The organism is Stenotrophomonas sp. CFBP 13724 (assembly GCF_014841975.1).
In the GTDB taxonomy this organism is placed as follows: Bacteria; Pseudomonadota; Gammaproteobacteria; order Xanthomonadales; family Xanthomonadaceae; genus Stenotrophomonas; species Stenotrophomonas lacuserhaii.
This window is the reverse complement of the sequence record NZ_JACYUW010000002.1, coordinates 491,380-514,460: the sequence shown is the minus strand read 5'-3', so window position 1 is coordinate 514,460 and position 23,081 is coordinate 491,380. Positions and strand designations below refer to the sequence as shown.

Genomic DNA, 23,081 nt, shown 5'->3' with positions numbered 1-23,081 from the left:
CACCAGCCCTGCCCGACCCTGCTTGTCCAGTCGGAAAATCGACTGCTTTACTGTCATCAACCCGCCTGGATCGACTCTTCCGGGCGACGCTCAAGGACCTGATCGACCAGCCCGTAAGCCTGCGCCTCCACGGCGCTCTTGAAGTTGTCGCGCTCGGTGTCGCGGGCGATCGTTTCCAGCGACTGGCCGGTGTGCTTGGCCAGGATCTCGTTCAGACGCGCGCGCAACGTCAGGATCTCGCGGGCGTGGATGTCGATATCTGTCGCCTGGCCCTGGAAGCCACCCAGCGGCTGGTGGATCATCACGCGCGAGTTCGGCAATGCATACCGCTTGCCGGCTGCGCCCGATGCCAGCAGCAAGGCGCCCATCGAGGCGGCCTGGCCGACGCAGATGGTGGCCACGTCCGGCTTGATGTACTGCATGGTGTCGTAGATCGCCATGCCGGCGGTGACCACGCCACCGGGCGAGTTGATGTAGATGCTGATGTCCTTTTCCGGGTTTTCCGCTTCCAGGAACAGCAGCTGCGCCACCACCACATTGGCCATGTGATCGTCGATCGGGCCCACGAGGAAGATCAGGCGCTCCTTCAACAGGCGCGAATAGATGTCATAGGCGCGCTCGCCGCGGGCGGTCTGCTCGACCACCATCGGAACCAGATTGAGGGCTTTGGTTCGGTTGTCCATATCGTGAGGCACCTGTGTTGGGAGGAACTCCCCGCGCCTTGCGGCGCGGGGTCTGGCGTGGGCAGGACTCAGCCGCGGATCGCGTCCTGGAAGGACAGCGTTTCCTCGGTGTGCTGGGCGCGCTCGGCGATCCAGTCGATCACCTGCTCTTCCATCACGCGGTTCTGCAGACCCGACATGAGCTGGGGGTCGTTGCGGTACATCTCAATGACCTGGTCCGGCTCTTCGTAGGTCGAAGCGATCAGGCGCATGGTTTCATTCAGGCGCTTCGGCTCCAGCTTCAGGTCGTTGACGCGGGCCACTTCGCCGACCAGCAGGCCGACCAGCACGCGCTTGCCAGCGGCGTCCTTGAAGCCCTCATGGGCGTCGGCCGGCACCTGGCCCGGATCACGGCCACTGCGACGAAGCTGTTCGATCTGCTGGGCCAGCATCGCACGGGCTTCGTTCTCCACCAGGCGCGGCGGCAACTCGACCGAGCTGTAAGCGGCAATCAGCTGCTCGCCGACTTCGCGACGCAGGCGGTTCATCAGGGCGCCCTTGAGCTCGCGCTCCAGGTTGGCGCGGATGTCTTTGCGGAACTGCTCCACGTCGCCCGCCTTCACGCCGAAGCTCTTGATGAAGGCGTCGTCCACTTCCGGCAGCGACTCTTCGGACACTTCGGTGACCTTGACAGTGACCTGCACGGTCTTGCCAGCCAGCGCTTCAACGCGCCAATCGGCCGGGAACTCGACGTCCAGGGTCTTCTCTTCACCCTTGGCCAGGCCGACCAAACCCTTTTCAATGGTTTCGAACATCATGTTCTGGCCGATGACGATCGTGCCCTTCTCGGTGCCTTCGGCCGGCAGGCGCTCATCGCCCGCCTGGGAGAAGGTTTCCAGCGCGACCAGGTCGCCTTCCTGCGCGCCACGGCTGACCGGGGCCCAGGTGCGACGCTGCTGGCGCAGGTTTTCGATCATCTGGTCGATGTCGGCATCGCCGATTTCAGCCACGTGGCGGACCACGTTCAGCTTGGAGACGTCGATCTCGCCGAACTCCGGCACCAGCTCGACGGTAGCCACGAACGACAGTTCGCCCTGCTCACCCTTGTCGATGCGCGGGCTGCCGACCACGCGCAGGGCGTGTTCGCGGATGGCCGCGTCGAAGGTTTCGCGCAGCAGGCCGTCGACGGCTTCGCCACGGACCTGCGCACCGAAGCGCTGCTCGATCACCTTGGCCGGCACCTTGCCCGGGCGGAACCCCTTGATGCGCGTGGTGCGGGCGATTTCGCCCAGACGCCCACTGATATGGGTGTTGAGGCGATCTTCCGGCAGCGAGAAGCTCAGGCGGCGTTCCAGGTTGCCGGTGGATTCGATCGAAGCTTGCATGTTGACTCCTGCCACCGGCGGCCCTGCTGGCCCCCGGTTCGATGTGATGGACGAAACGGTTGTTCGGACGCGACGGCGTTGACACGCATGCCCTCCGCAGCCCTTTAGTTTGGACGATAACGGGCGGCACTGCCAGCGGGGGTCGGTCAGGCGGGCGCGCGCGTGAAAAGCGCGGCTGGCAGGGGCGGCCGGACCATGGTGCGAAAGGGGGGACTCGAACCCCCACGCCGGTTAAGGCACTGGAACCTAAATCCAGGGCGTCTACCAATTCCGCCACTTTCGCTGGTCTAGCCCGGTATTGTCGCAGGCGCGGGGCGGTCTTGGGTAGGGCAGGCACGATGCACCCGGCCGGCATGGCCTAGAATGCAGCCGAGGTCCGGCGCGCCACATCCTCCACAACGCCGGCCTGAACCCGCCCGCCGAGGAGGCGAGCACCGCATGCAGCAGTCCGCCGCCGCCCCGCTGGGCGCAGACATCATCCAGGACATCGCCGAAATCGGCGCCATCGCGGCCGTGCCGCGGATCCTGGAAACCGTGGCCCACATCACCGGCTCGCGCTTCGCCGCCGTGGCCCGGGTCACTGACAGCCACTGGGTCGCCTGCGCCACTTACGACATGCTCGGCTTCGGACTGGACGTGGGTGGGCAGCTGGTCCTGGAAAGCACCATCTGCAACGAGATCCGCCAGGCCCCACAGCCGGTGATTTTCGGCCATGCCAGCGAGCATCCGCACTACGCCAGCCACCACACCCCTCGCCTGTACGGGTTGGAAAGCTACGTATCGGTGCCGATCTTCCGCCCCGACGGCAGCTTCTTCGGCACCCTGTGCGCGATCGATTCGGCACCGGCCACGTTCGACGAAGCGCAGGTGGTGCGTTCGCTGGAATTGTTCGCCGAATTGATCGGCAACTACCTGCACACCGAACAGCGGCTGCAGCAGGCGGTCGCCGATCTGTCGGCCGCCAACGACACCGCCGTGCTGCGCGACCAGTTCATCGCAGTGCTGGGCCACGACCTGCGCAGCCCGCTGCAGGCGGCCAGCATGGCCACGGAAATGCTTGAGCTTGAACCGCACACCGAACGTGGCGGCATGCTGCTGAGGCGGGTGCGCGAAAGCATCACCCGCATTGACGGACTGGTGAAGGACGTACTGGATTTTGCCCGTGGCCGACTCGGTGGCGGTATCCCGGTGGCGCTCACCCACAATGCCAACGTGGCCGCGCAGTTGATGCAGGTGGTGCACGAAGTCGCCGGCGCGACCGGGCGCAGCGACATCATCGCAACCATCGCAGTGGATGCGCCGTTGCTGTGTGATGCCAACCGTCTGTCACAGCTGCTGGCCAACCTGCTGACCAATGCGGCCGTGCACGGCGCGCCGGACCAGCCGATCACGCTGGATATCCAGTCCGATGCCACCGGGTTGGTGCTGCAGGTCCACAACGGTGGCGCGATCGCGCCGGACAAGCTGGGCAAGCTTTTCACCCCGTTCTCCCGCGAGGCCGGCGACCAGCCGCGTCCCGGCCTCGGACTGGGGCTGTATATCGCCGCGGAAATCGCCAAGGCACACAACGGCACGCTGTCGGTGGAATCCGATGCGGCGCAGGGCACGCGCTTCGTGTTCGCCATGCCCGCCATTCCGCTCGCGCTGGCAAGCTGAGCTCCATAACGCAGGCAAGAAAAAAGCCACCAAGCGCTTGCTTGGTGGCTTCTGTCTGGTGGGCCGTCAAGGATTCGAACCTTGGACCTATTGATTAAGAGTCAACTGCTCTACCAACTGAGCTAACGGCCCGAAAATCGGGAGGCGAATTATGACGTGGTCGCGACGCGTCTTGCAAGCTTTTTTTTTCGAAGGCGATGCCACGAGCGTCATCCGGGCAAGAAAAAAGCCACCAAGCATGTGCTTGGTGGCTTCTGTCTGGTGGGCCGTCAAGGATTCGAACCTTGGACCTATTGATTAAGAGTCAACTGCTCTACCAACTGAGCTAACGGCCCGAAAAACTAGACGAATACTTTAAGCTGCATTGCGTCTTTCTGCAACGGCTGATCTGCTTTCGGCTGACCTGCCTTGAATCAGTGGGGTGGCTGAGGGGATTCGAACCCCCGACCACCGGAATCACAATCCGGTACTCTAACCGACTGAGCTACAGCCACCACTGAAACATCGGATCCAGCGGCGGCAACTGCGTGCCTCTGGAACCTTGATTTCTGCCCTGCACCGTGCTGAAAAGCGACGAATGCCGAAGCAAGTCCGCTATTTTTACGGAGTCGCTCCAGAATTGCAAGCGGTTCTTCACACATGCGGCGTCGCCTGATCAACGGGCTGCAGCTCCGCCCTGCTCCCGCGCGCAGTCGCGGCAGATCCGGCATGAGAAAAACGGGAATCAGGGGCGCCGATCGCGGCGGTGCTGGAACGCTTGCGGCAATCACCGTGGGTTGATTCCAATGGCGCGCCCGACAGGAATCGAACCTGTAACCGCCGGCTTAGAAGGCCGGTGCTCTATCCAGTTGAGCTACGGGCGCCCGAACCGGTGGACCAACCCGCTCCAACAGGGCGATGGTTGGTCGGGGTAGAGGGATTCGAACCCCCGACATCCTGCTCCCAAAGCAGGCGCGCTACCAGACTGCGCTATACCCCGGCGATGCTTCCTGCCAGGGCGGGGCCCTCGAGCAGACGGGAATTGTGAACACCCGGCCCCGGTTCTGTCAAACCTGCGCGGGCGTGTGTGGGAGCGAGCAAGCTCGCTCCTGCGGTGTGGTCGCGAGGCGTGTCCGGGAGCGAGCAGGCTCGCTCCCGCGGGGTGCGTTATGCTGGCCGTTGAAGGCCGGATGGCCTCCCCTCCCCCCCTTTCGCACGGAGATCGCACATGCGCAGCGGCAACCCGGCTCTTTCCGAATCCACCTTCCTTGATCTTGGCAGCGGTACCGTTTCGGCCCGCGGCGACCAGGTGATGACACTCAACGGCACGGTCAACAAGACCGGCCTGCTGTTGCTGCTTACCGTGCTGACCGCGTCGTTCGCGTGGAGCCAGGCCCTGGTGACCGGCGGCGATACGGCCGGCACGCTGTCCTCGGCCGGCATGGGCTACCTGATCGGCGGTGCGCTGGGCGGCTTCGTGCTGGCGCTGATCACCGTGTTCAAGAAGACCTGGTCGCCGGTCACCGCGCCGATGTACGCGCTGGTGGAAGGCCTGTTCCTGGGCGCGATCTCGGCGATGTTCGAGCAGCGCTTCCCGGGCATCGTGTTCCAGGCCGTGCTGGCTACTTTCGGTACCCTGGTGGCGCTGCTGGTGGCGTACCGCAGCGGGCTGATCAAGGCCACCGAAAACTTCAAGCTGGGCGTGGTCGCGGCGACCGGCGGCATCGCGCTGCTGTATCTGGCATCGATCGTGCTGGGGATGTTCGGCATCAACGTGCCGGTGATCCATGAAGCCAGCGGCCTGGGCATCGCCTTCAGCGTGTTCGTGGTGATCGTGGCGGCACTGAACCTGGTGCTGGATTTCGATTTCATCGAAAGCGGTGTGGAACAGGGTGCACCGAAGTTCATGGAGTGGTACGGCGCGTTCGGGCTGATGGTGACCCTGGTGTGGCTGTACGTGGAATTCCTGCGCCTGCTGTCGAAGATCCAGCAGCGCTGAGCTGACGTGGGGCGCCGGGCCATTCCCGGCGCCTTTCACCGCTACGGGCGTGATCATTGCTACGCCGAGCATGGCTCGGCGCTACCGGGTGACATCGCGCGCGGATCCTGCGCCGCCGGGCGTGGCGCGGTATTACCGCGCGGTCAGCGACGACTGCAGCGCGGCGTAGTGCACCTGCAGGTGATCGACCAGCGCGCGCACCTTTGGCGCCAGCGCGCGGGCGTGCGGGTACAGCGCGTAATAGCGTCGCTGGCCGGCGTTCCAGTCCGGCAGCACGCGGATCAGGCGCCCCGCGCGCAGGTCGTCCTGCACGGTGAGTGCGGTGAACAGGGTGATGCCCATGCCGGCCAGCGCGGCGGCATGAAGCGCCGGCGTCGCATCAACTGCCAGCCGCTGGCCGGCCTCGACTTCAAGCGATGCGCCACGCGGACCCTGCAGGTGCCAAGGTACCCGTGCGGTGGTCGGACTGAAGGCCAGCAGCGCGTGCTGCGCCAGCTCACTGCCGTGGCGCGGCAGACCATGCCGGGCCAGGTAGGACGGTGCGGCCACCAGGACGCGGTCGCAACAGGCCAGTTCGCGCGCCACCATCTGACTGTCCGGCAGTTCATGGGCAATGCGCAACACCAGGTCGAAGCCGCCGCCGACCACGTCCACCAGCTGGTCGTCCGCGCACAGGTCCAGCGAGATCTGCGGATGGCGCGACAGGAACGGGGGCAGCCAGTGCGGAAGCTCCTGGCTGGCGACCACCTGCGGCACACTGATGCGGATGCGACCACTCGGCTGCGCCTGTGCGGCACGGGCGCGGTTATCGGCCAGGTCCAGCCGGTCCAGCAGTTCCACCGCTTCGGCGTAGTACTGGCGACCGGCCTCGGTCAACGCGAAACGGCGGCTGTTCGATCCAGCAGCCGCACGTCCAGATGATCTTCCAGCTGCCGCAGTTGCCGCGACATCGCCGAGTGCGTGGTGCCCATGCGCTCGGCGGCAGCGGTGAAACTGCCTGCTTCGACGATGGCACGCAGCGCTCGCAGGGCAGCGAAATTGTCCATCCAGGGCACGCTCCGGCCGACGCCCGCGTGCTGCGGGCGCGGCCAGCTTATCAGCGTGCGACAGCGCCGGCGTTGTCCACCAGGCCGATGATCGCGTCGGTGGTCATCACATCGCCATAGGTGTCTTCCAGCGTGGCCAGGCTGGCTGCGTGCAGGGTCTTGTGGTCGATCGTCGCACCGGTGGCCAGCTCCAGGTCACGGGTGGCGGTAGCGTCGGAGGACACGATCACCCGATAACCGCGCGGGGCGGCGGCGGCGTCGCGGGCAGCGCCCGACACGCAGGCATGGGTCATCAGCCCGGTGACGATCAGCGTGTCGACGCCGGCGTCCTTCAAGGCCCTGTCCATCACCGCAGCCGAGGCGCCAGCGAAGACGCTCACGTTGTCCTTCTGCACCACGGTGTCCCCCGCCCGCGGCTGCATGTCAGGGTGGAACTGCACGGTCTTGCCACCTTCGGCGAACAGCGGGGCGCCGGCCGGCAGCACGTGCTGGACGTGGATCACGCGGATGCCCTTGGCATCGGCCGCCTGGATCAGCCGGCGGGTGTTCTGCAGTGCGCTGGCGCCATCGGGGATCACCATGCGGCCACCCGGGAAGTACTCGTTCTGGAAATCGATGACGATCACCGCGGTCTTGCCTGCCTGCAGGGCGTCGATCGGGGTGGCACCGGCCATCTGGCGGATGGTGGGACGGGCCGGCTCGGCGGCGGCGACCGGGGCGACGGCGGCCATGCCGATCAGGCTGGCAAGACCGAAAGCTGCAATATTCATGGGAAATACCTGGGCTACGGAGAGTGCGGCCATGGTGCCGTGCACGGGACGCACGAAGAATCCCCTGGTGCGCACTCCATCTGTGCATGAAACGCACAGATCGCGGACCGTCCCCGTAAACGCAACGAGGCGCCCGAAGGCGCCCCGCTGGTACTGCTGGGACCGTATCGCAGCCGATCAGAGGCGGCTCGCGATGGCCTGGGCGAAGCTCATCGTATTGCCGGTGCCGCCGAGGTCGCCGGTGAGGGAATCCTTGGCATCCATCGTGGCGACGATGGCCTTGCGCAGGCGCTCGGCATTTGCCGGCTGGCCGATATGGTCCAGCATCTGCGCTGCGGCCAGCAGCAGGGCGCACGGGTTGGCCTTGCCCTGGCCGGCGATATCCGGTGCGGTGCCGTGCACGGCTTCGAAGATCGCCGCGTTCTCACCGATGTTGGCACCCGGGGCCAGGCCCAAGCCGCCGACCAGACCGGCGCACAGGTCGGAGATGATGTCGCCGAACAGGTTGGTGGTGACGATCACATCGAACTGTTCCGGACGCATCACCAGCTGCATGCAGCAGTTGTCGACGATCATTTCCTGGAACTCGATGTCCGGGTACTTGGCCGCCACTTCGCGCGCCACGGCCAGGAACAGGCCCGAGGTCGACTTGATGATGTTGGCCTTGTGCACGGCGGTGACCTTCTTGCGGCCGGTGCTGCGGGCCAGTTCGAAGGCGTAGCGCACGATGCGCTCGGAGCCCTTGCGGGTGATGCGGGTGCCGGAGAACGCGGTCTCGCCGTCGGCCGACACTTCCTGGCCTTCCGCCAGGTAGGCACCTTCGGTGTTTTCGCGCACGGTCACCAGGTTGACGTTGTCAAAACGGGACTTGGTGTTGGGGAAGGTGTGCGCCGGGCGGACATTGGCGTACAGGTCGAAGTGGCGGCGCAGGCTGACGTTGATCGAGGTGAAGCCACCGCCGATCGGGGTGCTCAGCGGGCTCTTCAGGGCGATCTTGTTGCGCGCGATCGATTCCAGCGTGGAAGCCGGCATCAGGTCGCCATGCTTTTCCAGCGCCACCAGGCCGGCGTCGGCGTCTTCGTATTCCAGGCCGGCGTTGAGCTTGTCCAGGACGTACAGCGTAGCGTCCATGATCTCCGGGCCGATGCCATCGCCGCGGATGACCGTGATTTTCTGCGTCATTGATCAAATTTCCGAACAGGGGGAAAAACGCCGTCCGGGGGTGTCCGGTGCACCGGCGCAGGTAAGTTTCAACGGCAATTATGCCTCAGCCGGGCCAAAGCCCCCAAATAGACCATGGTCCCACCCGCGGAAAGCCGCCGAGCATGGCTCGGCGCTACCAAGCGCAGGGCCGGCCGCCTGGGTACCGCCGAGCCATGCTCGGCGAGCGCAGCGGCGACGTCAGTGTTCGTGTTCAGCAGGTGCGTCGGCGCCGGCTTCAAGCTGGTCCAGGAAGTCCACCGCGCGGCGCAGGTGCGGGATCACGATCGATCCGCCCACCACCAGGCCCACCGAGAACGTTTCGAAGAACTCATCGCGCTCTACACCTGCGGCCTTGCACTGGGCCACGTGATAGCTGATGCAGTCGTCGCAGCGCAGCACGAGAGAGGCCACCAGACCCAGCAACTCCTTGGTCTTCACATCCAGCGCGCCGGCCTGGTAGGTCTGCGTGTCCAGCGCGAAGAAACGGCGCACCACCTGGTTCGGTTCAGCCAGGATGCGCTCGTTCATCTTCTTGCGGTACGCATTGAACTCGGCCAGGCGGTCACCGCCCTCGTCCGCTGCGCTCATGCTGCGCCCTGCCCGGCCAGCAGCGGCTCCAGCTTGCCTTCACGGTGCAGGGCCATCATGTCATCGTAGCCGCCAACGTGAACGTCACCGACGAAGATCTGCGGCACGCTGGTGCGGCGGGTCTTGGCCATCATCTTCTCGCGCTCGGCGGCATCCAGGTCGATACGCACCTCGGTCCACTGCTGGCCCTTGCTCTTGAGGAAATTCTTGGCTGCCACGCAGTACGGGCAGACAGCGGTGGAATAAATGGTGATGGCGGGGGCGCCACCAGCAGGCTGTTCAAGTTGGCTCACGGGAAACTCCACGACGGTTCGACTGTCTGTATATGGTAGCGGCCTGATGGAAAATCCACGCCATGGCCGCAACACTGTGGATTAACGATAGGTTTCCCCCTGGCCTGCCACGCTGGGGGACGCTGCCCGAGGACCGACCGCTTGCGACCGCTGCTGCTCTCCGCTGCCCTGACCCTCGCGTTGGCCGTGCCGCTGGCCCAGGCCCAGGATTCGCTGCCCGACATCGGATCGTCGGCCGGTGAACTGCTGACCCCTGCCCGCCAGGCCGAGTACGGCGGCATGATGCTGCGCGAACTGCGCAACTACGGCTACCTGCTGGATGACCCGCTCACCACCGAGTGGCTGCAGACCATGGGCACCCGGCTGGGTTCCAACAGTGCGCAGCCGCGCCAGCAGTACACCTTCTTCATGATGAAGGACCGGCAGATCAATGCCTTCGCCACGCTGGGCGGCTACATCGGCGTCAATGCCGGGCTGGTGCTCACTGCCGAACGCGAAGACGAAGTGGCCGCGGTGCTGTCCCATGAAATCGCCCACGTCACCCAGCAGCATGTGCTGCGCGGCGTGGAACGCGCCCAGCGCGACCAGATCCCGATCCTGCTGGGCATGCTGGCGGCGGTCATCGCTTCCCAGCAGGCCGGGGGCAACTCGGCCGGCAATGCGACCATGGCCAGCATCGCCTCGGGCATGGGGCTGATGCAGCAGCGGCAGATCGATTACACCCGCTCCAATGAATCCGAAGCCGACCGCCTGGGCATCCGCACGCTGGCCCGCAGCGGCTACGACGTGGACGCCATGGCCGGCTTCTTCGAGCGCATGAGCGCCTCGATGCGCGGCAACGACGGCGGCTACACGGTGCCGGACTTCCTGCGCACCCATCCGGTGAACACCACCCGCATCAGCGAGGCCAAGCTGCGCGCCGAGCAGATGAAGAAGGACACCGTGGTGCTGACCACCGAGGTGCCCGGTGGCGTGCGCACCGAGCGGGTGAACCCAAGCGATCCGGGCCTGTCCGATCCGATCACCCGCCGCAACAACCTGCTGCTGCCGCCGGGCATGCAGGTGTCGGTGGGCCAGCTCAGCCGCGGTTCCAGCGGTGATTTCGACTGGGCCCGCGAGCGCCTGCGGGTGCTCAGTGCGGTGACCCCGTCCGAGTTGACCCGCGAATACCAGGGCCTGGCCCGGCAGAAGGGCGGGCTGACCCCGGCCCAGCGCTACGGCCAGGCGCTGGCCCAGCTGACCACCGGTACCGGCGGTGCGGCCGGCGCCGCGCGCGCCCTGGCCGAGCTGAACGACGCTGATCCCGGCAACCTGTGGGTGGCACTGGCACTGGGCGAGGCCGAATCGCGTTCCGGCCAGGCCGCCAAGGCCAACGAACGCTTCGAGGCGCTGCTGCGCCAGCACCCGGGCAGCCGTCCGGTGGCGCTGACCTTCGCGCAGATCCTCAACGAACAGGGCGGCCAGGCCGCCGGCCAGCGCGCGCAGGCCATGCTGCGGCCGCTGCTGTCACAAAGCGGCAACGATCCGGTCTTCCAGCAGCGCTTTGCCCGCGCCAGTGAACTGGCCGGCGATGCGCACCGTGCCAGCGAAGCCTACGCCGAAGCGGCCTACCTCAACGGCCGTCCGGAACAGTCGCTGATGCAGCTGCAGGCGCTGAAGCGCCAGCCAAACCTGGATTACGTTACCCGCGCGCGGGTCGATGCGCGCATCGAGACCATCACCCCCACCGTGCTGGAAATGCGCCGCCAGGGGGTCAACGACCCGGAACTGGAGCGCCGCTGACGGTTGCAATGCGGGGGCCGCCGACCGCTGGTCGTTACAGCAGGGCCGGTGGCGTCACAAACATGTCATCAAATCGTAGTCTACTGACGTCACTCCCGATCTGATGAGCAACTTGGTGGCCTCGTGCAGAAACGCATCCTGATCGTCGACGACGAACCCGCGATCCGCGAAATGGTGGCCTTTGCCCTGCGCAAGGGCGACTACGAGCCGATCCACGCCGGCGACGCACGCGAAGCACAGACGGCCATCGCCGATCGCGTGCCCGACCTGATCCTGCTGGACTGGATGCTGCCGGGCACCAGTGGCCTGGACCTGGCCCGCCGTTGGCGCAAAGAGGCGCTGACCCGCGAAGTGCCGATCATCATGCTGACCGCGCGCGGCGAGGAAAACGACCGCGTCGGCGGGCTGGAAGCCGGCGTGGACGATTACGTGGTCAAGCCGTTCTCCGCCCGCGAGCTGCTTGCACGCATCCGCGCGGTGATGCGCCGGGCCCGCGACGACGACGAAGATGGCAGCGTGGCGGTCGGTTCGGTGCGCATCGACGGCGCCGCCCACCGCGTGTTCGCCAACGACCAGCCGGTGCCGATCGGCCCGACCGAATACCGCCTGCTGCACTTCTTCATGACCCACCCCGAGCGCGTGTACACGCGGGCGCAGTTGCTGGATCACGTCTGGGGCGGCAGTGTGTACGTGGAAGAGCGCACCATCGACGTGCACATCCGCCGACTGCGCAAGACGCTGGAACCGTTCGCCGCCGAAAACATGGTGCAGACCGTGCGCGGTGCCGGCTACCGCTTCTCCACTTCCACCTGATCACTGGTACCGCAATGCCGCGTCACATCCGTTCTGCCTGGTTCAAGACCCTGGCCACCCTGACCACGGTGCTGTTGTTGTCCGGGCTGGCGGGTTGGGCGCTCGGTGATGCGTGGATGGGACTGGCGATCGCCGCCATCGGCGCGCTGGCTTGGCACTACTGGCGGCTGCGCCGGGTACTCGGCCGGCTGACCGCGCGCCAGCGCTGGGAGATCGCCGACGGCGCCGGCGTCTGGAACGAACTGGACCGCGTGGTATCGCGCAACCAGCACGAGATGCGCGTGCGCAAGCGCCGCCTGCTGGACATGCTGCGCAGCTACCGTGCCGCAGCCGCCGCGCTGCCCGATGCGGTGGTGGTGCTGGATCGCAACAGCCAGCGCGTGCAGTGGTTCAACGAAGCTGCCACCACACTGCTCGGCCTGCACCATCCCGGTGACCTGGGCCAGGCGCTGGTGCAGCGCCTGCAGCCGATGCCGCTGGCCCACTGGCTGGCCGGTGGACGCAACGCCGAACCGATCCTGGACGTGCCCTCGCCGGTCGATCCGGCGATCCGCCTCAACCTGCGCCTGATCCCCTATTCGGCTGATCACTGGCTGCTGATCGCGCGTGATGTCAGCAAGCTGCTGCGGCTGGAACAGGTGCGCCGCGACTTCGTGGCCAACGTATCGCACGAACTGCGCACGCCGCTGACCGTGGTGCACGGTTACCTGGACATGATGGACCCGGAGGACTTCCCCGGCACCGGCCCGATGCTGGAGGAAATGCGCAAGCAGAGCCAGCGCATGGCCCAGCTGGTGGAAGACCTGTTGACCCTGTCGCGGCTGGAATCGCAGGAAGCCGGCGATGCCGAAGTGGTCGCCATGCTGCCGATGCTGGCCACGTTGCGCCGCGAAGCCGAAGCCCACAGCCAGGGCCGCCACCAGATCACCGTGGAAGACCACGCCGGGGTGGACCTGCTGGGGTCGATCAAGGAACTGCACAGCGCATTTTCCAACCTGGTCACCAACGCGGTGCGCTACACCCCGGCCGACGGCCAGGTGCGGGTGACCTTCAGCCGCGAAGGCGACGGCGTGGTTCTGGCCGTGCGCGATACCGGCTATGGCATCCCGGCCAACCACCTGCCGCGACTGACCGAACGCTTCTACCGCGTGTCCAGCAGCCGCTCGCGCGAGAGCGGTGGCACCGGCCTGGGCCTGTCCATCGTCAAGCACATCCTTGGCCTGCACCACGCCCGCCTGGAGATCCAGAGCGAGGTCGGCAAGGGCTCCACGTTCTCCTGCCATTTCGATGCGTCGCATGTCCGCGCGCGCGATATGGCCGCCTCCCTCCATGCCGAAGATTGACGCCATGAGCAGCCCAGGATCCCTCCCCGTCGTGCCGCAGCCGGATTCCGATTCACTGCGGGATCCGGCGCTGTACATCAACCGCGAACTCTCCCAGCTGGATTTCAACTTCCGCGTTCTGGCGCAGGCGCTGGACCCGCAGGTACCGCTGCTGGAGCGCCTGCGCTTCATGTGCATTTCCTGCACCAACCTGGACGAGTTCTTCGAAATCCGCGCCGCGGCGGTGCGCCACGCGCAGGAGTTCGGGCTGCCGCCGGCGCCGGACGGCATGAGCCCGCAGGCGATCCTGACCGCCATCCATGACCGTGCCGCAGAATTGGTGGACCAGCAGTACCGCTGCTGGAACGAAGTGCTGCGCCCGGCACTGCAGGACGCCGGCATCGGCGTGCTCGGCCGCCATTCCTGGAACCACCGCCAGAAGCGCTGGCTGCGCGCTTACTTCCGCAACGAGATCATGCCCGTGCTGTCGCCGCTTGGGCTGGACCCGGTGCATCCGTTCCCGAAGATCCTCAATAAATCACTGAACATCGTGGTGGTGCTTAAGGGCGTGGATGCGTTCGGCCGCAGTGGCCACCTGGCGATCGTGCGCGCACCGCGCTCACTGCCGCGCATCATCGAACTGCCCGAATCGCTGGGCGAGGGCCGCAACTTCGTCTTCCTGTCCTCGATGCTGTCGGCGTTCGTCGACGAGCTGTTCCCGGGAATGGAAGTGGAAGGCGCCTACCAGTTCCGCGTCACCCGCAATTCCGAACTGGTGGTGGACGAGGAAGAAGTCGAGAACCTGGCGCTGGCGCTGCGCGACGAGCTGGTGGACCGTGGTTACCGGCCGGCGGTGCGGCTGGAGATCGCCCAGGACACCCCGCGCGACATCGTGCGCACGCTGCTGCAGAACTTCGGCCTGACCGAAAACGCGGTGTATTACATCGATGGACCGGTCAACCTCAACCGCGTCATCCAGTTGTACGACGTGGTGCCGCGGCCGGACCTGAAGTACCCGCCGATGACCCCGCGCACGCTGCGCGATGGCGACGGCATCTTCGAAACGGTGGCCCGCCAGGACGTGCTGCTGCACCACCCCTTCGATGCCTTCACCGCGGTGCTGGATGTCATCAAGCAGGCGGCGATCGATCCGAACGTACTGGCGATCAAGCAGACCCTGTACCGCACCGGCAAGGATTCGCTGATCGTGGAGGCGCTGATCCAAGCCGCCCGCAACGGCAAGGACGTGACCGTGGTGGTGGAGCTGCGTGCGCGCTTCGATGAGGAGGCCAACCTGGGCCTGGCCGACCGCCTGCAGGAGGCCGGCGTGCAGGTGGTGTACGGCGTGGTGGGCTTCAAGACCCACGCCAAGATGCTGCTGATCGTGCGCCGCGAAGGCCGCAAGCTGCGCCGCTACGTGCATTTGGGCACCGGCAATTACCACAGCGGCACCGCGCGCGCGTACACCGACATCAGCCTGATCACCGCCGATGCGGACATCGGCAACGACGTGCACCTGCTGTTCCAGCAGCTGTCCGGTCTGGCATCCAAGGCCAAGCTGAAGCACCTGCTGCAATCCCCGTTCACGCTGCACACCGGGGTGCTCAAGCGCATCGAGCGCGAGAAGGCGATCGCCGAATCCGGACGGCCGGCGCGCATCATCGCCAAGATGAACGCGCTCAACGAACCGCAGGTGGTGCGCGCGTTGTATGCCGCCTCGCAGGCCGGGGTGCAGATCGACCTGATCGTGCGCGGCGCCTGCACGCTGCGCCCCGGTGTGCCGGGCGTGTCGGACAACATCCGCGTGCGCTCCATCGTCGGCCGCTTCCTGGAACACAGCCGGGTCTACTGGTTCGGCAACGCCGGTGCACCGGAACTGTACTGCGCCAGCGCGGACTGGCTGGAACGCAACCTGCTGCGGCGCGTGGAGACGGCCTTCCCGATCCTCGACCCGGCGCTGGCACGACGGGTGTACCGCGAGGTGCTGCAGAACTATCTGGATGACAACCTCAACGCGTGGGAACTGCAGGCCGACGGCCGCTACGTGAAGCTGGCACCGGCGCACGACGAAGCTCCGCATTCGGCGCAGATGGGCCTGATGCAGGGCCTGTGAGCGCCGCTGGTCCGGCAACGTGAAGAAGGCGCGGTGACGAGCGGCACCCGCCTTCGGCTACCATTCGAACATGCCGCACACATCGACTTCCCCGACCCTGCAAGATGGCGACCTGCTGGCCGCCATCGACATCGGCTCCAACAGTTTCCACATGGTCATCGCCCGCTACACGCTGGGGCAGCTCCGGGTGGTCGACCGCCTGCGCGAGACCGTACGCATGGCCGACGGCCTGGATGGCAAAGGCGGCCTGTCCAGCGAGGCGCGACAGCGCGCGCTGGAATGCCTGGCCCGCTTCGGCCAGCGCATCCGCGACGTGCCCTCGCACCGCGTGCGCGCCCTGGCTACCAACACCGTGCGCCAGCTGCGCTCGCCGCAGGCGTTCCTGATGCCGGCCGAAACCGCGCTGGGGCATGCGATCGAAGTGGTCAGCGGCCGCGAAGAGGCGCGCCTGATCTACCTGGGCGTGGCGCACGCGCAGCCGCCCAAGGCCGACCAGCGCCGGCTGGTGATCGACATCGGCGGTGGCTCCACCGAGTTCATCATCGGCTCGGGCATGCAGACCCTGGAACGCGAAAGCCTGCAGGCCGGTTGCATCGCCAGCACGCGGCGGTTCTTCCCGGGCGGCAAGCTCAGCCGCAAGCGTTGGAAGGATGCGCTGGCTGAAATCGGCCGCGAATTCCAGCCATTCGCCAGCAAGTACCGGGCGCTCGGCTGGGACGAGGCGCTGGGGTCTTCGGGCACCCACAAGGCGATCAGCGAGATCTGCGCGGCGATGAAGCTGAGCAAGGGCGCGATTACCGCCGAGGCGCTGCCGCAGCTGCGCGATGAACTGCTGAAGGCCAAGAAGATCGATGACATCGTGCTGCCCGGACTGGGCAGCGACCGCCGGCCGATCATCGCCGGTGGCGTGCTGGTGCTGGAAGCCGCCTTCCAGGCGCTGGGCCTGCAGAAGCTGCTGGTCAGCAAGGCGGCCATGCGCGAAGGCATCCTGTATGACATCGTCGGCCGCGCCGGCGAGAATGATCCACGCGATGTGTCGGTGCATACGTTGACAGTGCGCTATGACATCGACGTGGCGCAGGCTGATCGCGTGCAGAGCACGGCCCTTTCGCTGTTCGACCAGGTCCGGGACAGCTGGAAGCTTGAGGCCGATGATGCCCGCATGCTGTCCTGGGCCGCGCGCCTGCATGAGATGGGCCTGATGATCGCGCACAGCGGTTACCACACCCACGGCAGCTACCTGCTGGAAAACTCGGACATCGCCGGGTTCTCGCGGCAGGAACAGCAGATGCTGGCCGCGCTGGTACGCACGCACCGCCGCAACGTGCCCAAGAGCGCGTTCGAGGCACTTCCCGAGCGCCTGGTGGTACCGGCGCGCCGGTTGGCCGCGTTGCTGCGCCTGGCGGTGCTGGTCAACCGTGCGCACGAATCCACGCCGCTGCCGGTACTGGAAATCACCGCGGAGGACGACCGGCTATCGTTGATCGTGCCGCAGAGTTTCATCGATCCACGGCCGCTGCTGCGTGCCGACCTGATCGGCGAAGTGGACGGCATGACCGGCCTGGGGCTGCAGTTCAAACCGTTCGTGGCCTGAATCAGGGGCGCGGGCAACGGCAACGGCAACAGCTGCAGGGCTGCTTGCTGGTGGGCCGGGGTGGCTGTGCAGGACACGCCGTGAATCCGTCCATGGAGGCTCTCTTTTCGCATCCATGCGAAAAGACGGTCCTGCACAGCCACCCCGCCCCGCCCTCGACAGGTCCATGGCGGCCATGGAACCTTCGGTAGCGCCGACCCATGGTCGGCGGAATGTTCCCGCCAACGGCCCGCTGCGCTCGCCGACCATGGGTCGGCGCTACCGATGACAGTAGCCCATCTGGGGGAGGAAGCCCCTGAGTCAGGGGCGGCCGCGAAGCGGCGGGGTGTGGGTGCTGGTGAGACGGGGCCTGCGGTTTGCGAAGCAAAGCGTGGGAGCGGCAGCGCGAATGCGATGACGCGGACCCGCGCCATGGATGGCGCGAAACGAGGCCCGCAGGAGCGGCTTTTGCCGTCCCCCGCACAGCCCCACCGCCCGGCCCACCCAGATGCAGCTCCAAAGCCACCCGCGAGGGGGTCCCACCCGTTCGCCCGGTAACGCGACGGTCGCAATCCGGTCATGCCCGGGACATGCCCAACGACGAGCATGCGCACAAACGGGAGAGCCCCATGCGCTACGCGATCGTCACCGAGACCTATCCTCCGGAAGTGAACGGCGTGGCCCTGACCGTGCAGGGGTTGGAGATGGGCCTGCGCAACGCCGGGCACGAGGTCGACCTGGTGCGACCGCGCCAGCACGCCGACTGCGACGCCGAGCTGCTCGACGGCACGCTGCTGGTTCCCGGTGCCGCCCTGCCCCGTTATCCCGGCCTGCGCTTCGGCCTGCCCGCGCCTGTCCGGCTCGGCCGCCAGTGGCAGGCCCGACGCCCTGATGCGGTCTACATCGCAACCGAAGGCCCGCTGGGCTGGTCCGCCCTGCGCTGCGCGCGCCGGCTCGGCATCCCGGTCGCCACCGGCTTCCATACCCGCTTCGACGAATACCTGCCTGACTACGGCGTTGCATGGCTGCAGGCCGCCGCGCTGCGCTGGATGCGCCGCTTCCACAACCAGGCCGATGCCACCCTGGTGCCCACCCGGGAACTGCAGGATTTCCTCGCCGGCGAAGGCTTCGAACGGGTCCGCCTGCTGGCCCGCGCGGTGGACAGCCAACAGTTCGATCCGGCCAAGCGCGATCCGGCGCTGCGCGAAGAATGGGGTATCGAGGGGAATGGTTTTGCCGCGATCTACGTCGGGCGCATCGCCGCGGAAAAGAACCTGGGTCTTGCGGTGAAAGCCTTCCGCCGGCTGCAGCAGCAGCGCCCCAAAGCCCGCTTCGTGCTGGTCGGCGATGGACCGGCCCGCGAAAAACTGGCCCACGACAATCCTGATTTCCTGTTCTGCGGCGTGCAGCGCGGCGAAGCGCTGTCGCGCCATTTCGCCAGTGGCGACCTGTTCCTGTTTCCCAGCCGCAGCGAGACGTTCGGCAACGTGACCCTTGAAGCCATGGCCAGTGGACTGGCCACGGTGGCCTTCGATTACGGCGCCGCGCGCGAATACCTGCGCGATGGCGAGAATGGCGCGGCGGTGGATACCGACGACCAGTTCGTCGAAGCCGCGCTGCGCTTTGCCGGCGATGACGCACTGCGCGCCAGCCTTGGCCAGCAGGCGGCGCGGGACATGAAGCGCCTGAATCCGCAGCAGGTGGTGGCCGAATTCGATGCCCTGCTGTCCGAACTCGCCCACGCCCGGAGGCTGCATGCGCACCACGCCGCTTGACCTGTTGATCGGCCGCGAAACCCGCTGGTGCCGCCGTGCCAACCTGTACTGCCGCCGCCGTCGCATGCGCTCGCTGTTCGCGGTGATCAGCCGGCTGGGTGATGGCGTGTTCTGGTACGTGCTGATGGGTGCGCTGGTGTTGCTGGATGGCATGGAAGGGCTGCGCGCCAGTACCCACATGGCCGCCACCGGCCTGGCCGCGCTGTTGATGTACAAAGGGCTGAAGCGCTGGACCCGGCGCCCCCGGCCGTACAAGGCCGATCTGCGCATCCGCGCCTGGGTGGCCCCGCTGGATGAGTTCAGCTTCCCCTCCGGCCACACCCTGCATGCGGTCTCGTTCACCGTGGTGGCGTTGTTCTACTACCCGTGGCTGGCGCCGCTGCTGGTGCCGTTCACGCTGGGCGTGGCGGCATCGCGCGTGGTGCTGGGCCTGCACTATCCCAGCGATGTCCTTGCCGCCACCGGTATCGCGCTGCTGCTGGCGTGGGCCAGCCTGAGCTGGCTGCCGCTGGGCGCGTGATCCCACACGCATCGGATGTCTTGCCTACAATAGGCGCATGACCACGCTGTTCATTTCCGACCTGCACCTGGACGCGAGCCGTCCGGCCATCACCGATCTCTTCCTTGCCTTCCTGCGCAGCGAAGTGCTTGCGGCGGACGCGCTGTACATCCTGGGCGATCTGTTCGAAGCCTGGATCGGTGACGATACCCCTTCACCTGCGGCCGATGCGGTGGCAGCGGCGCTGAAGGAGGTGTCCGATGCCGGCGTGCCGGTGTACTTCATCCGCGGCAACCGCGACTTCCTGCTGGGCGAGCAGTATGCCGCCCGCGCCAGCATGCGCATCCTGCCCGACCCCAGTGTGATCGACCTGTATGGCACGCCGGTGCTGCTGCAGCATGGCGACCTGCTGTGTACCGATGACCTGCCTTACCAGCAGTTCCGCGCGCAGACCCGCGACCCGGCGTTCCAGGCCCAGTTCCTGGCCCAGCCGCTGGCCGCGCGCATCGCGTTCGCGCAGAAGGCACGCGATGCCAGCCAGAGCCGCCAGTCGGAAATGAAGCAGGGAGATCGTGCGCAGTTCGAAACTGTCACCGATGTGGCACCGGCCGAGGTGGATGCGACCTTTGTCCGCTTCGGCGTGGACACGATGATCCACGGCCATACCCATCGCCCCGCTGTGCATTCGCTGATGGCAGGCGACCAGACACGCACCCGGATCGTGCTGGGCGACTGGTATGAGCAGGGTTCGGTGCTGCGGGTCACCCCCGAGGGGATGTCGCTGCAGGCACTATGATGCCTCTGCTCAGCGGAAACCGGCGATCTTCGCGCGGGTGAGTTCCAGCACACGGCGGTTATCCGCTTCATGCCGGTTACCGGTGGCTTGGCCTTCGTACGACAGGTCCGGGCTGGACCAGTACGGAATGCGCCGGCAGCCGGTCGGGCAGTCGTAGGACATCACCGTCCGCCACCCGAGCGCACGCGGCGGCTGGTACCAGTACCCATGGCCGAAGGCGAACGGGACCCCCGCCGGATCGCGCTTGATGTCGTGCCGGGCGCCTGCCAGGTGGCCGATTTCATGGGCAAGGACATAGTCTCCCGTGGCGCACTGCTCCAGCACGGCAATGAACGCGTGGTCGGCGTCGGCCCCGATCTGATCGGCGAGTCCGCAGGCAAACGCACGGTTCATCAGCAGCACCACGACATCGGCCGCGTGCTGGTCGCGCAGCGCGTGCACCTCGTCCATGTAGCCGTCGCCAGGCGAGCGCAGGCGCCTCACGTCCTGCTCCATGTTGCCGCTCTCCACATAGGGCGTGACCACATACCCCGCCAGCTCCACGTCCATGTCCACGCCGCTGCGCTGGTAGGTGAGGTTGGATTCGGCGATGGACAGTTCGGCCAGTGCCCGCAGGTCGCCGGGGTAGCCGGCCACCGCGTCGGCCGTGGCTACCACGAGCAGCCGGACCCTGCTGGTCGGCGCGCTGCCTGCCGGGCCGACGGCGGATGGCTTCAGTGGCCCCACCGGGATGTCACCCGGAGGATGCATCGGCAATTGGCCGGTGGCCAGCGGCAGGATCTGGTGCCGGCCACCGCCGACCGGAACGATGCGCAGCAGGTCTTGGCCCCTATGCACGACCGCCGTGATTCCCGCCGGGGATCGCACCAGGCTGAGCTCGCCCCCCGCAGCCTGTCCGGCGGCGTCCCAGCTGCCGCTCCATGCCACGTCCCCCGTAGCCAATGCGCGGGAATATTCGCGTCGCACGGCGACCGGCCGGCCCTCGATCTCGAGCATCAATGCCGGTGTCCCGGCATGCAGCGCAGAGGTGGCAGCCTCCTGCAGTTTCAGCGATGGGACGGCAGCAGTTGCCAACGATGTACCGGCCAGGAGCAGGCCGGGGAGAAGACGGGAATGCAGCATGATGGCCTCCTGTGGGCACTACGGCGAACCAGCACCCGACTCCGGACACTGCGGACTTCGCCACGCATGAGGCCATTACGCGGCGATCGCCGGCACGGATCCATCAGAAAACGCCACCTCTGGCAGACCGATAACGCCGGGGCCCAGCGGGGCCGCGCTGTGCGCGCCACGCCCGAAGGCGTGACGCGGGGACCCGACCCTTGCAGCAAAGGCGCAGCAAGCTCAGCGGAATCCGGCGACCACGTGCTTGCGCTGCACCAGCACCCGCTGGTTGTCCGCCGTGGCCGCATCACCGGTGCGGGCGCCGCCGTAGGTGATGTCCGGGTTGGACCAGCTATTGATGCGCGTGCAGCCACCCGGGCAGTCGTAGGACATGATGGTGCGGAAACGCTCGCCGCTGCCCAGGCTGAACTGGTAGCCGTGTCCGTAGGGATAAGGCGAGCCGGAGGCGTTGGCACGGTCATGGTTGGCGCCCAGCACATGGCCGACTTCGTGGGCGAAGGAATAATTGCCGGTGGCGCAGCGCCAGCCGACAACGGCGAAGGCATGCGAGGCCGGCGCGTTGAGATAGCCCACGCCACATGCATCCTTGCCGTCGGTCAGCATCACTACGACATCGGCCCGGGCAGCGTCGCGCAGGGCGTGCACCTCATCCAGCTGGCCGTCGCGGGGGTTCTGCAGCCTCCCCAGGTCATCCCCCATGCGCCCATCAGGGAAACCGGTCGTGCGGTAGTCGGCAAGCTCCATGCGGATGTTGGTCCAGCCATTCCTGAACCCCTCGTTGGATTCGGCCACGGCCAGTTCGGCCTTTGCCCTCATGTTGCCCCCATAGGCGTTGATGGCCCCCTGGGTGGCAATCACCAGCACCCGGATCGTCGCCCAGCTGCCCGGGTTTCCGCTACGGGCCTGCACGTCCGGCACGGGCGGCGGCGCCGGCGCCGGCAGCGACGGCGTGCCCAGCGGATGCATCGGCGGCAACCCATGCTCGTCCACCTTGACCAGCGCGTGTTCCCCCTCGCCCACCGGACGCACGTCGTAGCGCTGCTGGCGGTGTCGGATGGTCCCGGTAACGCTGCCGTCGACCGCCCGCACCAGGATCACCGATGCAGGCGCTGCAGCCCCTTGCACAGACACGGTAAGCGGCGCGGCGGCGTCCTCTTCGATGCCATACCAGACCAGGCTGCCATCGGCTGCCGCTTCTTCGCTGATACGGCGTACCTGCAGCACCTGCTCGCCGAGCGGCAGCTCCAGCCGATCACCGGACAGTGCGGCGACGTTCATGCGCAGCGCCTGCACGACATCGGTGCTGGGTTCGGCCTGCAGGTGGGCCCAGCCGGCGTCGGTGCCGGCACGCGTCGCAGGCCCTGCAGCAGGTTCGAACAAGGGCGCCGCAGCGGCGCCTCCGCTGACCAGCAGGGCCAGCGCGGTCGCGAGCGGCGTGTATTTCGAATGATGGGACATGGTCCGTTCTCCATTGCGGATTCCCCTGTTGCCGACGCTTCATCAATGGGCCGCAGATCGGCGCGGCACCAGATGCGTAGCCGTCACGGCCGAGCCGGTGCAGCAATTGCATGGCAACAGCGAAGCGGGGTGTCCGTGGCGGCGTGCCACGCGCGCAGGCAATCGGACCGATGCCCACCAGCAACGTGACCGCCGTGGCAATACAGACGTGTCCCCGTGGTCGGCGCCATCGACCTGGCAGGGT

General features: G+C 66.8%; 18 protein-coding genes, 6 tRNA genes and 1 pseudogene. 10 read left to right on the top strand and 15 right to left on the bottom strand.

The window, feature by feature from the left end; all coding sequences use genetic code 11:
• Positions 1 to 56: 56 nt before the first annotated feature.
• From clpP to IFT63_RS13390, 3 genes are all read right to left on the bottom strand, one after another.
• Complete coding sequence (gene clpP, locus IFT63_RS13400) at positions 57 to 683, bottom strand: ATP-dependent Clp endopeptidase proteolytic subunit ClpP (RefSeq protein WP_042613348.1); 627 nt, start codon at positions 681 to 683, stop codon at positions 57 to 59.
• Positions 684 to 751: 68 nt separating this feature from the next.
• On the bottom strand, positions 752 to 2,047 hold the full coding sequence (gene tig, locus IFT63_RS13395) for a trigger factor (RefSeq protein ID WP_192084557.1): 1,296 nt from the start codon (positions 2,045 to 2,047) through the stop codon (positions 752 to 754).
• A gap of 196 nt (positions 2,048 to 2,243) precedes the next feature.
• Positions 2,244 to 2,330 (bottom strand) — tRNA-Leu (locus IFT63_RS13390).
• A 155-nt stretch (positions 2,331 to 2,485) separates the two neighbouring features.
• On the opposite strand from IFT63_RS13390, the gene IFT63_RS13385 reads away from it, so the two are divergent.
• Positions 2,486 to 3,703 (top strand): GAF domain-containing sensor histidine kinase, encoded by a 1,218-nt coding sequence (locus tag IFT63_RS13385; protein WP_192084555.1) that lies wholly within the window; start codon positions 2,486 to 2,488, stop codon positions 3,701 to 3,703.
• 56 nt (positions 3,704 to 3,759) lie between these two features.
• Here the strand turns inward: IFT63_RS13385 and IFT63_RS13380 are convergent.
• The 5 genes from IFT63_RS13380 to IFT63_RS13360 all read right to left on the bottom strand — a co-directional run bounded on the left by IFT63_RS13380 (position 3,760) and on the right by IFT63_RS13360 (position 4,682).
• Positions 3,760 to 3,835, bottom strand: a tRNA-Lys gene (locus IFT63_RS13380).
• Between the two features lie 127 nt (positions 3,836 to 3,962).
• Positions 3,963 to 4,038: transfer RNA gene (locus IFT63_RS13375), tRNA-Lys, on the bottom strand.
• An 82-nt stretch (positions 4,039 to 4,120) separates the two neighbouring features.
• Positions 4,121 to 4,197 (bottom strand) — tRNA-His (locus tag IFT63_RS13370).
• A gap of 292 nt (positions 4,198 to 4,489) precedes the next feature.
• Positions 4,490 to 4,566: transfer RNA gene (locus tag IFT63_RS13365), tRNA-Arg, on the bottom strand.
• A 39-nt stretch (positions 4,567 to 4,605) separates the two neighbouring features.
• Positions 4,606 to 4,682: transfer RNA gene (locus IFT63_RS13360), tRNA-Pro, on the bottom strand.
• A gap of 228 nt (positions 4,683 to 4,910) precedes the next feature.
• On the opposite strand from IFT63_RS13360, the gene IFT63_RS13355 reads away from it, so the two are divergent.
• A complete protein-coding gene (locus tag IFT63_RS13355; protein ID WP_192084553.1) occupies positions 4,911 to 5,681 on the top strand; it encodes a Bax inhibitor-1/YccA family protein in 771 nt (256 codons plus the stop codon).
• A 132-nt stretch (positions 5,682 to 5,813) separates the two neighbouring features.
• Here the strand turns inward: IFT63_RS13355 and IFT63_RS13350 are convergent.
• The 5 genes and pseudogenes from IFT63_RS13350 to grxC all read right to left on the bottom strand — a co-directional run bounded on the left by IFT63_RS13350 (position 5,814) and on the right by grxC (position 9,581).
• A pseudogene (locus tag IFT63_RS13350) lies at positions 5,814 to 6,727 on the bottom strand (LysR family transcriptional regulator).
• 50 nt (positions 6,728 to 6,777) lie between these two features.
• Positions 6,778 to 7,497, bottom strand: coding sequence for an isochorismatase family protein (locus IFT63_RS13345; protein ID WP_192084551.1), 720 nt, complete (start codon positions 7,495 to 7,497; stop codon positions 6,778 to 6,780).
• Between the two features lie 177 nt (positions 7,498 to 7,674).
• On the bottom strand, positions 7,675 to 8,679 hold the full coding sequence (locus IFT63_RS13340; protein ID WP_192084549.1) for an isocitrate dehydrogenase: 1,005 nt from the start codon (positions 8,677 to 8,679) through the stop codon (positions 7,675 to 7,677).
• A gap of 219 nt (positions 8,680 to 8,898) precedes the next feature.
• Positions 8,899 to 9,288, bottom strand: coding sequence for a carboxymuconolactone decarboxylase family protein (locus tag IFT63_RS13335; RefSeq protein WP_042614805.1), 390 nt, complete (start codon positions 9,286 to 9,288; stop codon positions 8,899 to 8,901).
• Complete coding sequence (gene grxC, locus IFT63_RS13330; protein ID WP_101098858.1) at positions 9,285 to 9,581, bottom strand: glutaredoxin 3; 297 nt, start codon at positions 9,579 to 9,581, stop codon at positions 9,285 to 9,287. Before grxC ends, IFT63_RS13335 begins: the two co-directional genes overlap by 4 nt.
• Before the next feature lie 141 nt (positions 9,582 to 9,722).
• Here grxC and IFT63_RS13325 point away from each other — a divergent pair, with 141 nt between their 5' ends.
• The 8 genes from IFT63_RS13325 to lpxH all read left to right on the top strand — a co-directional run bounded on the left by IFT63_RS13325 (position 9,723) and on the right by lpxH (position 20,254).
• Positions 9,723 to 11,363, top strand: coding sequence for a M48 family metalloprotease (locus IFT63_RS13325; RefSeq protein ID WP_192084547.1), 1,641 nt, complete (start codon positions 9,723 to 9,725; stop codon positions 11,361 to 11,363).
• 123 nt (positions 11,364 to 11,486) lie between these two features.
• On the top strand, positions 11,487 to 12,176 hold the full coding sequence (gene phoB, locus IFT63_RS13320; protein WP_042614802.1) for a phosphate regulon transcriptional regulator PhoB: 690 nt from the start codon (positions 11,487 to 11,489) through the stop codon (positions 12,174 to 12,176).
• Positions 12,177 to 12,190: 14 nt separating this feature from the next.
• Positions 12,191 to 13,519: a phosphate regulon sensor histidine kinase PhoR gene (gene phoR, locus IFT63_RS13315; protein WP_192084545.1), complete on the top strand. Its 1,329-nt coding sequence runs from the start codon at positions 12,191 to 12,193 to the stop codon at positions 13,517 to 13,519.
• Between the two features lie 4 nt (positions 13,520 to 13,523).
• Complete coding sequence (gene ppk1, locus IFT63_RS13310) at positions 13,524 to 15,611, top strand: polyphosphate kinase 1 (protein WP_042614800.1); 2,088 nt, start codon at positions 13,524 to 13,526, stop codon at positions 15,609 to 15,611.
• A gap of 70 nt (positions 15,612 to 15,681) precedes the next feature.
• Positions 15,682 to 17,205, top strand: coding sequence for an exopolyphosphatase (ppx, locus tag IFT63_RS13305; protein ID WP_042614799.1), 1,524 nt, complete (start codon positions 15,682 to 15,684; stop codon positions 17,203 to 17,205).
• A 608-nt stretch (positions 17,206 to 17,813) separates the two neighbouring features.
• Positions 17,814 to 18,959, top strand: a complete 1,146-nt coding sequence (locus IFT63_RS13300) for a glycosyltransferase family 1 protein (protein WP_192084544.1) — start codon at positions 17,814 to 17,816, stop codon at positions 18,957 to 18,959.
• The gene (locus IFT63_RS13295; protein WP_042614132.1) at positions 18,940 to 19,479 is read left to right on the top strand and encodes a phosphatase PAP2 family protein; all 540 of its coding nucleotides are present in this window, start codon (positions 18,940 to 18,942) and stop codon (positions 19,477 to 19,479) included. The genes IFT63_RS13300 and IFT63_RS13295 overlap by 20 nt, the downstream gene beginning before the upstream one ends.
• A gap of 37 nt (positions 19,480 to 19,516) precedes the next feature.
• Complete coding sequence (gene lpxH, locus IFT63_RS13290) at positions 19,517 to 20,254, top strand: UDP-2,3-diacylglucosamine diphosphatase (RefSeq protein ID WP_042614133.1); 738 nt, start codon at positions 19,517 to 19,519, stop codon at positions 20,252 to 20,254.
• A 9-nt stretch (positions 20,255 to 20,263) separates the two neighbouring features.
• On the opposite strand, the gene IFT63_RS13285 is transcribed toward lpxH, so the two are convergent.
• Together IFT63_RS13285 and IFT63_RS13280 are read right to left on the bottom strand one after the other, a co-directional pair.
• Positions 20,264 to 21,376, bottom strand: coding sequence for a M12 family metallo-peptidase (locus IFT63_RS13285; RefSeq protein WP_192084543.1), 1,113 nt, complete (start codon positions 21,374 to 21,376; stop codon positions 20,264 to 20,266).
• Positions 21,377 to 21,598: 222 nt separating this feature from the next.
• Positions 21,599 to 22,837, bottom strand: coding sequence for a M12 family metallo-peptidase (locus IFT63_RS13280; protein ID WP_192084542.1), 1,239 nt, complete (start codon positions 22,835 to 22,837; stop codon positions 21,599 to 21,601).
• Positions 22,838 to 23,081 lie beyond the last annotated feature (244 nt).

Coding starts and splice junctions, on each gene's coding strand:
- clpP (WP_042613348.1), bottom strand. CDS start 683: ATGGACAACCGAACCAAAGCCCTCAATCTGGTTCCGATGGTGGTCGAG.
- tig (WP_192084557.1), bottom strand. CDS start 2,047: ATGCAAGCTTCGATCGAATCCACCGGCAACCTGGAACGCCGCCTGAGC.
- IFT63_RS13385 (WP_192084555.1), top strand. CDS start 2,486: ATGCAGCAGTCCGCCGCCGCCCCGCTGGGCGCAGACATCATCCAGGAC.
- IFT63_RS13355 (WP_192084553.1), top strand. CDS start 4,911: ATGCGCAGCGGCAACCCGGCTCTTTCCGAATCCACCTTCCTTGATCTT.
- IFT63_RS13345 (WP_192084551.1), bottom strand. CDS start 7,497: ATGAATATTGCAGCTTTCGGTCTTGCCAGCCTGATCGGCATGGCCGCC.
- IFT63_RS13340 (WP_192084549.1), bottom strand. CDS start 8,679: ATGACGCAGAAAATCACGGTCATCCGCGGCGATGGCATCGGCCCGGAG.
- IFT63_RS13335 (WP_042614805.1), bottom strand. CDS start 9,288: ATGAGCGCAGCGGACGAGGGCGGTGACCGCCTGGCCGAGTTCAATGCG.
- phoR (WP_192084545.1), top strand. CDS start 12,191: ATGCCGCGTCACATCCGTTCTGCCTGGTTCAAGACCCTGGCCACCCTG.
- ppk1 (WP_042614800.1), top strand. CDS start 13,524: ATGAGCAGCCCAGGATCCCTCCCCGTCGTGCCGCAGCCGGATTCCGAT.
- ppx (WP_042614799.1), top strand. CDS start 15,682: ATGCCGCACACATCGACTTCCCCGACCCTGCAAGATGGCGACCTGCTG.
- IFT63_RS13300 (WP_192084544.1), top strand. CDS start 17,814: ATGCGCTACGCGATCGTCACCGAGACCTATCCTCCGGAAGTGAACGGC.
- IFT63_RS13295 (WP_042614132.1), top strand. CDS start 18,940: ATGCGCACCACGCCGCTTGACCTGTTGATCGGCCGCGAAACCCGCTGG.
- lpxH (WP_042614133.1), top strand. CDS start 19,517: ATGACCACGCTGTTCATTTCCGACCTGCACCTGGACGCGAGCCGTCCG.
- IFT63_RS13285 (WP_192084543.1), bottom strand. CDS start 21,376: ATGCTGCATTCCCGTCTTCTCCCCGGCCTGCTCCTGGCCGGTACATCG.
- IFT63_RS13280 (WP_192084542.1), bottom strand. CDS start 22,837: ATGTCCCATCATTCGAAATACACGCCGCTCGCGACCGCGCTGGCCCTG.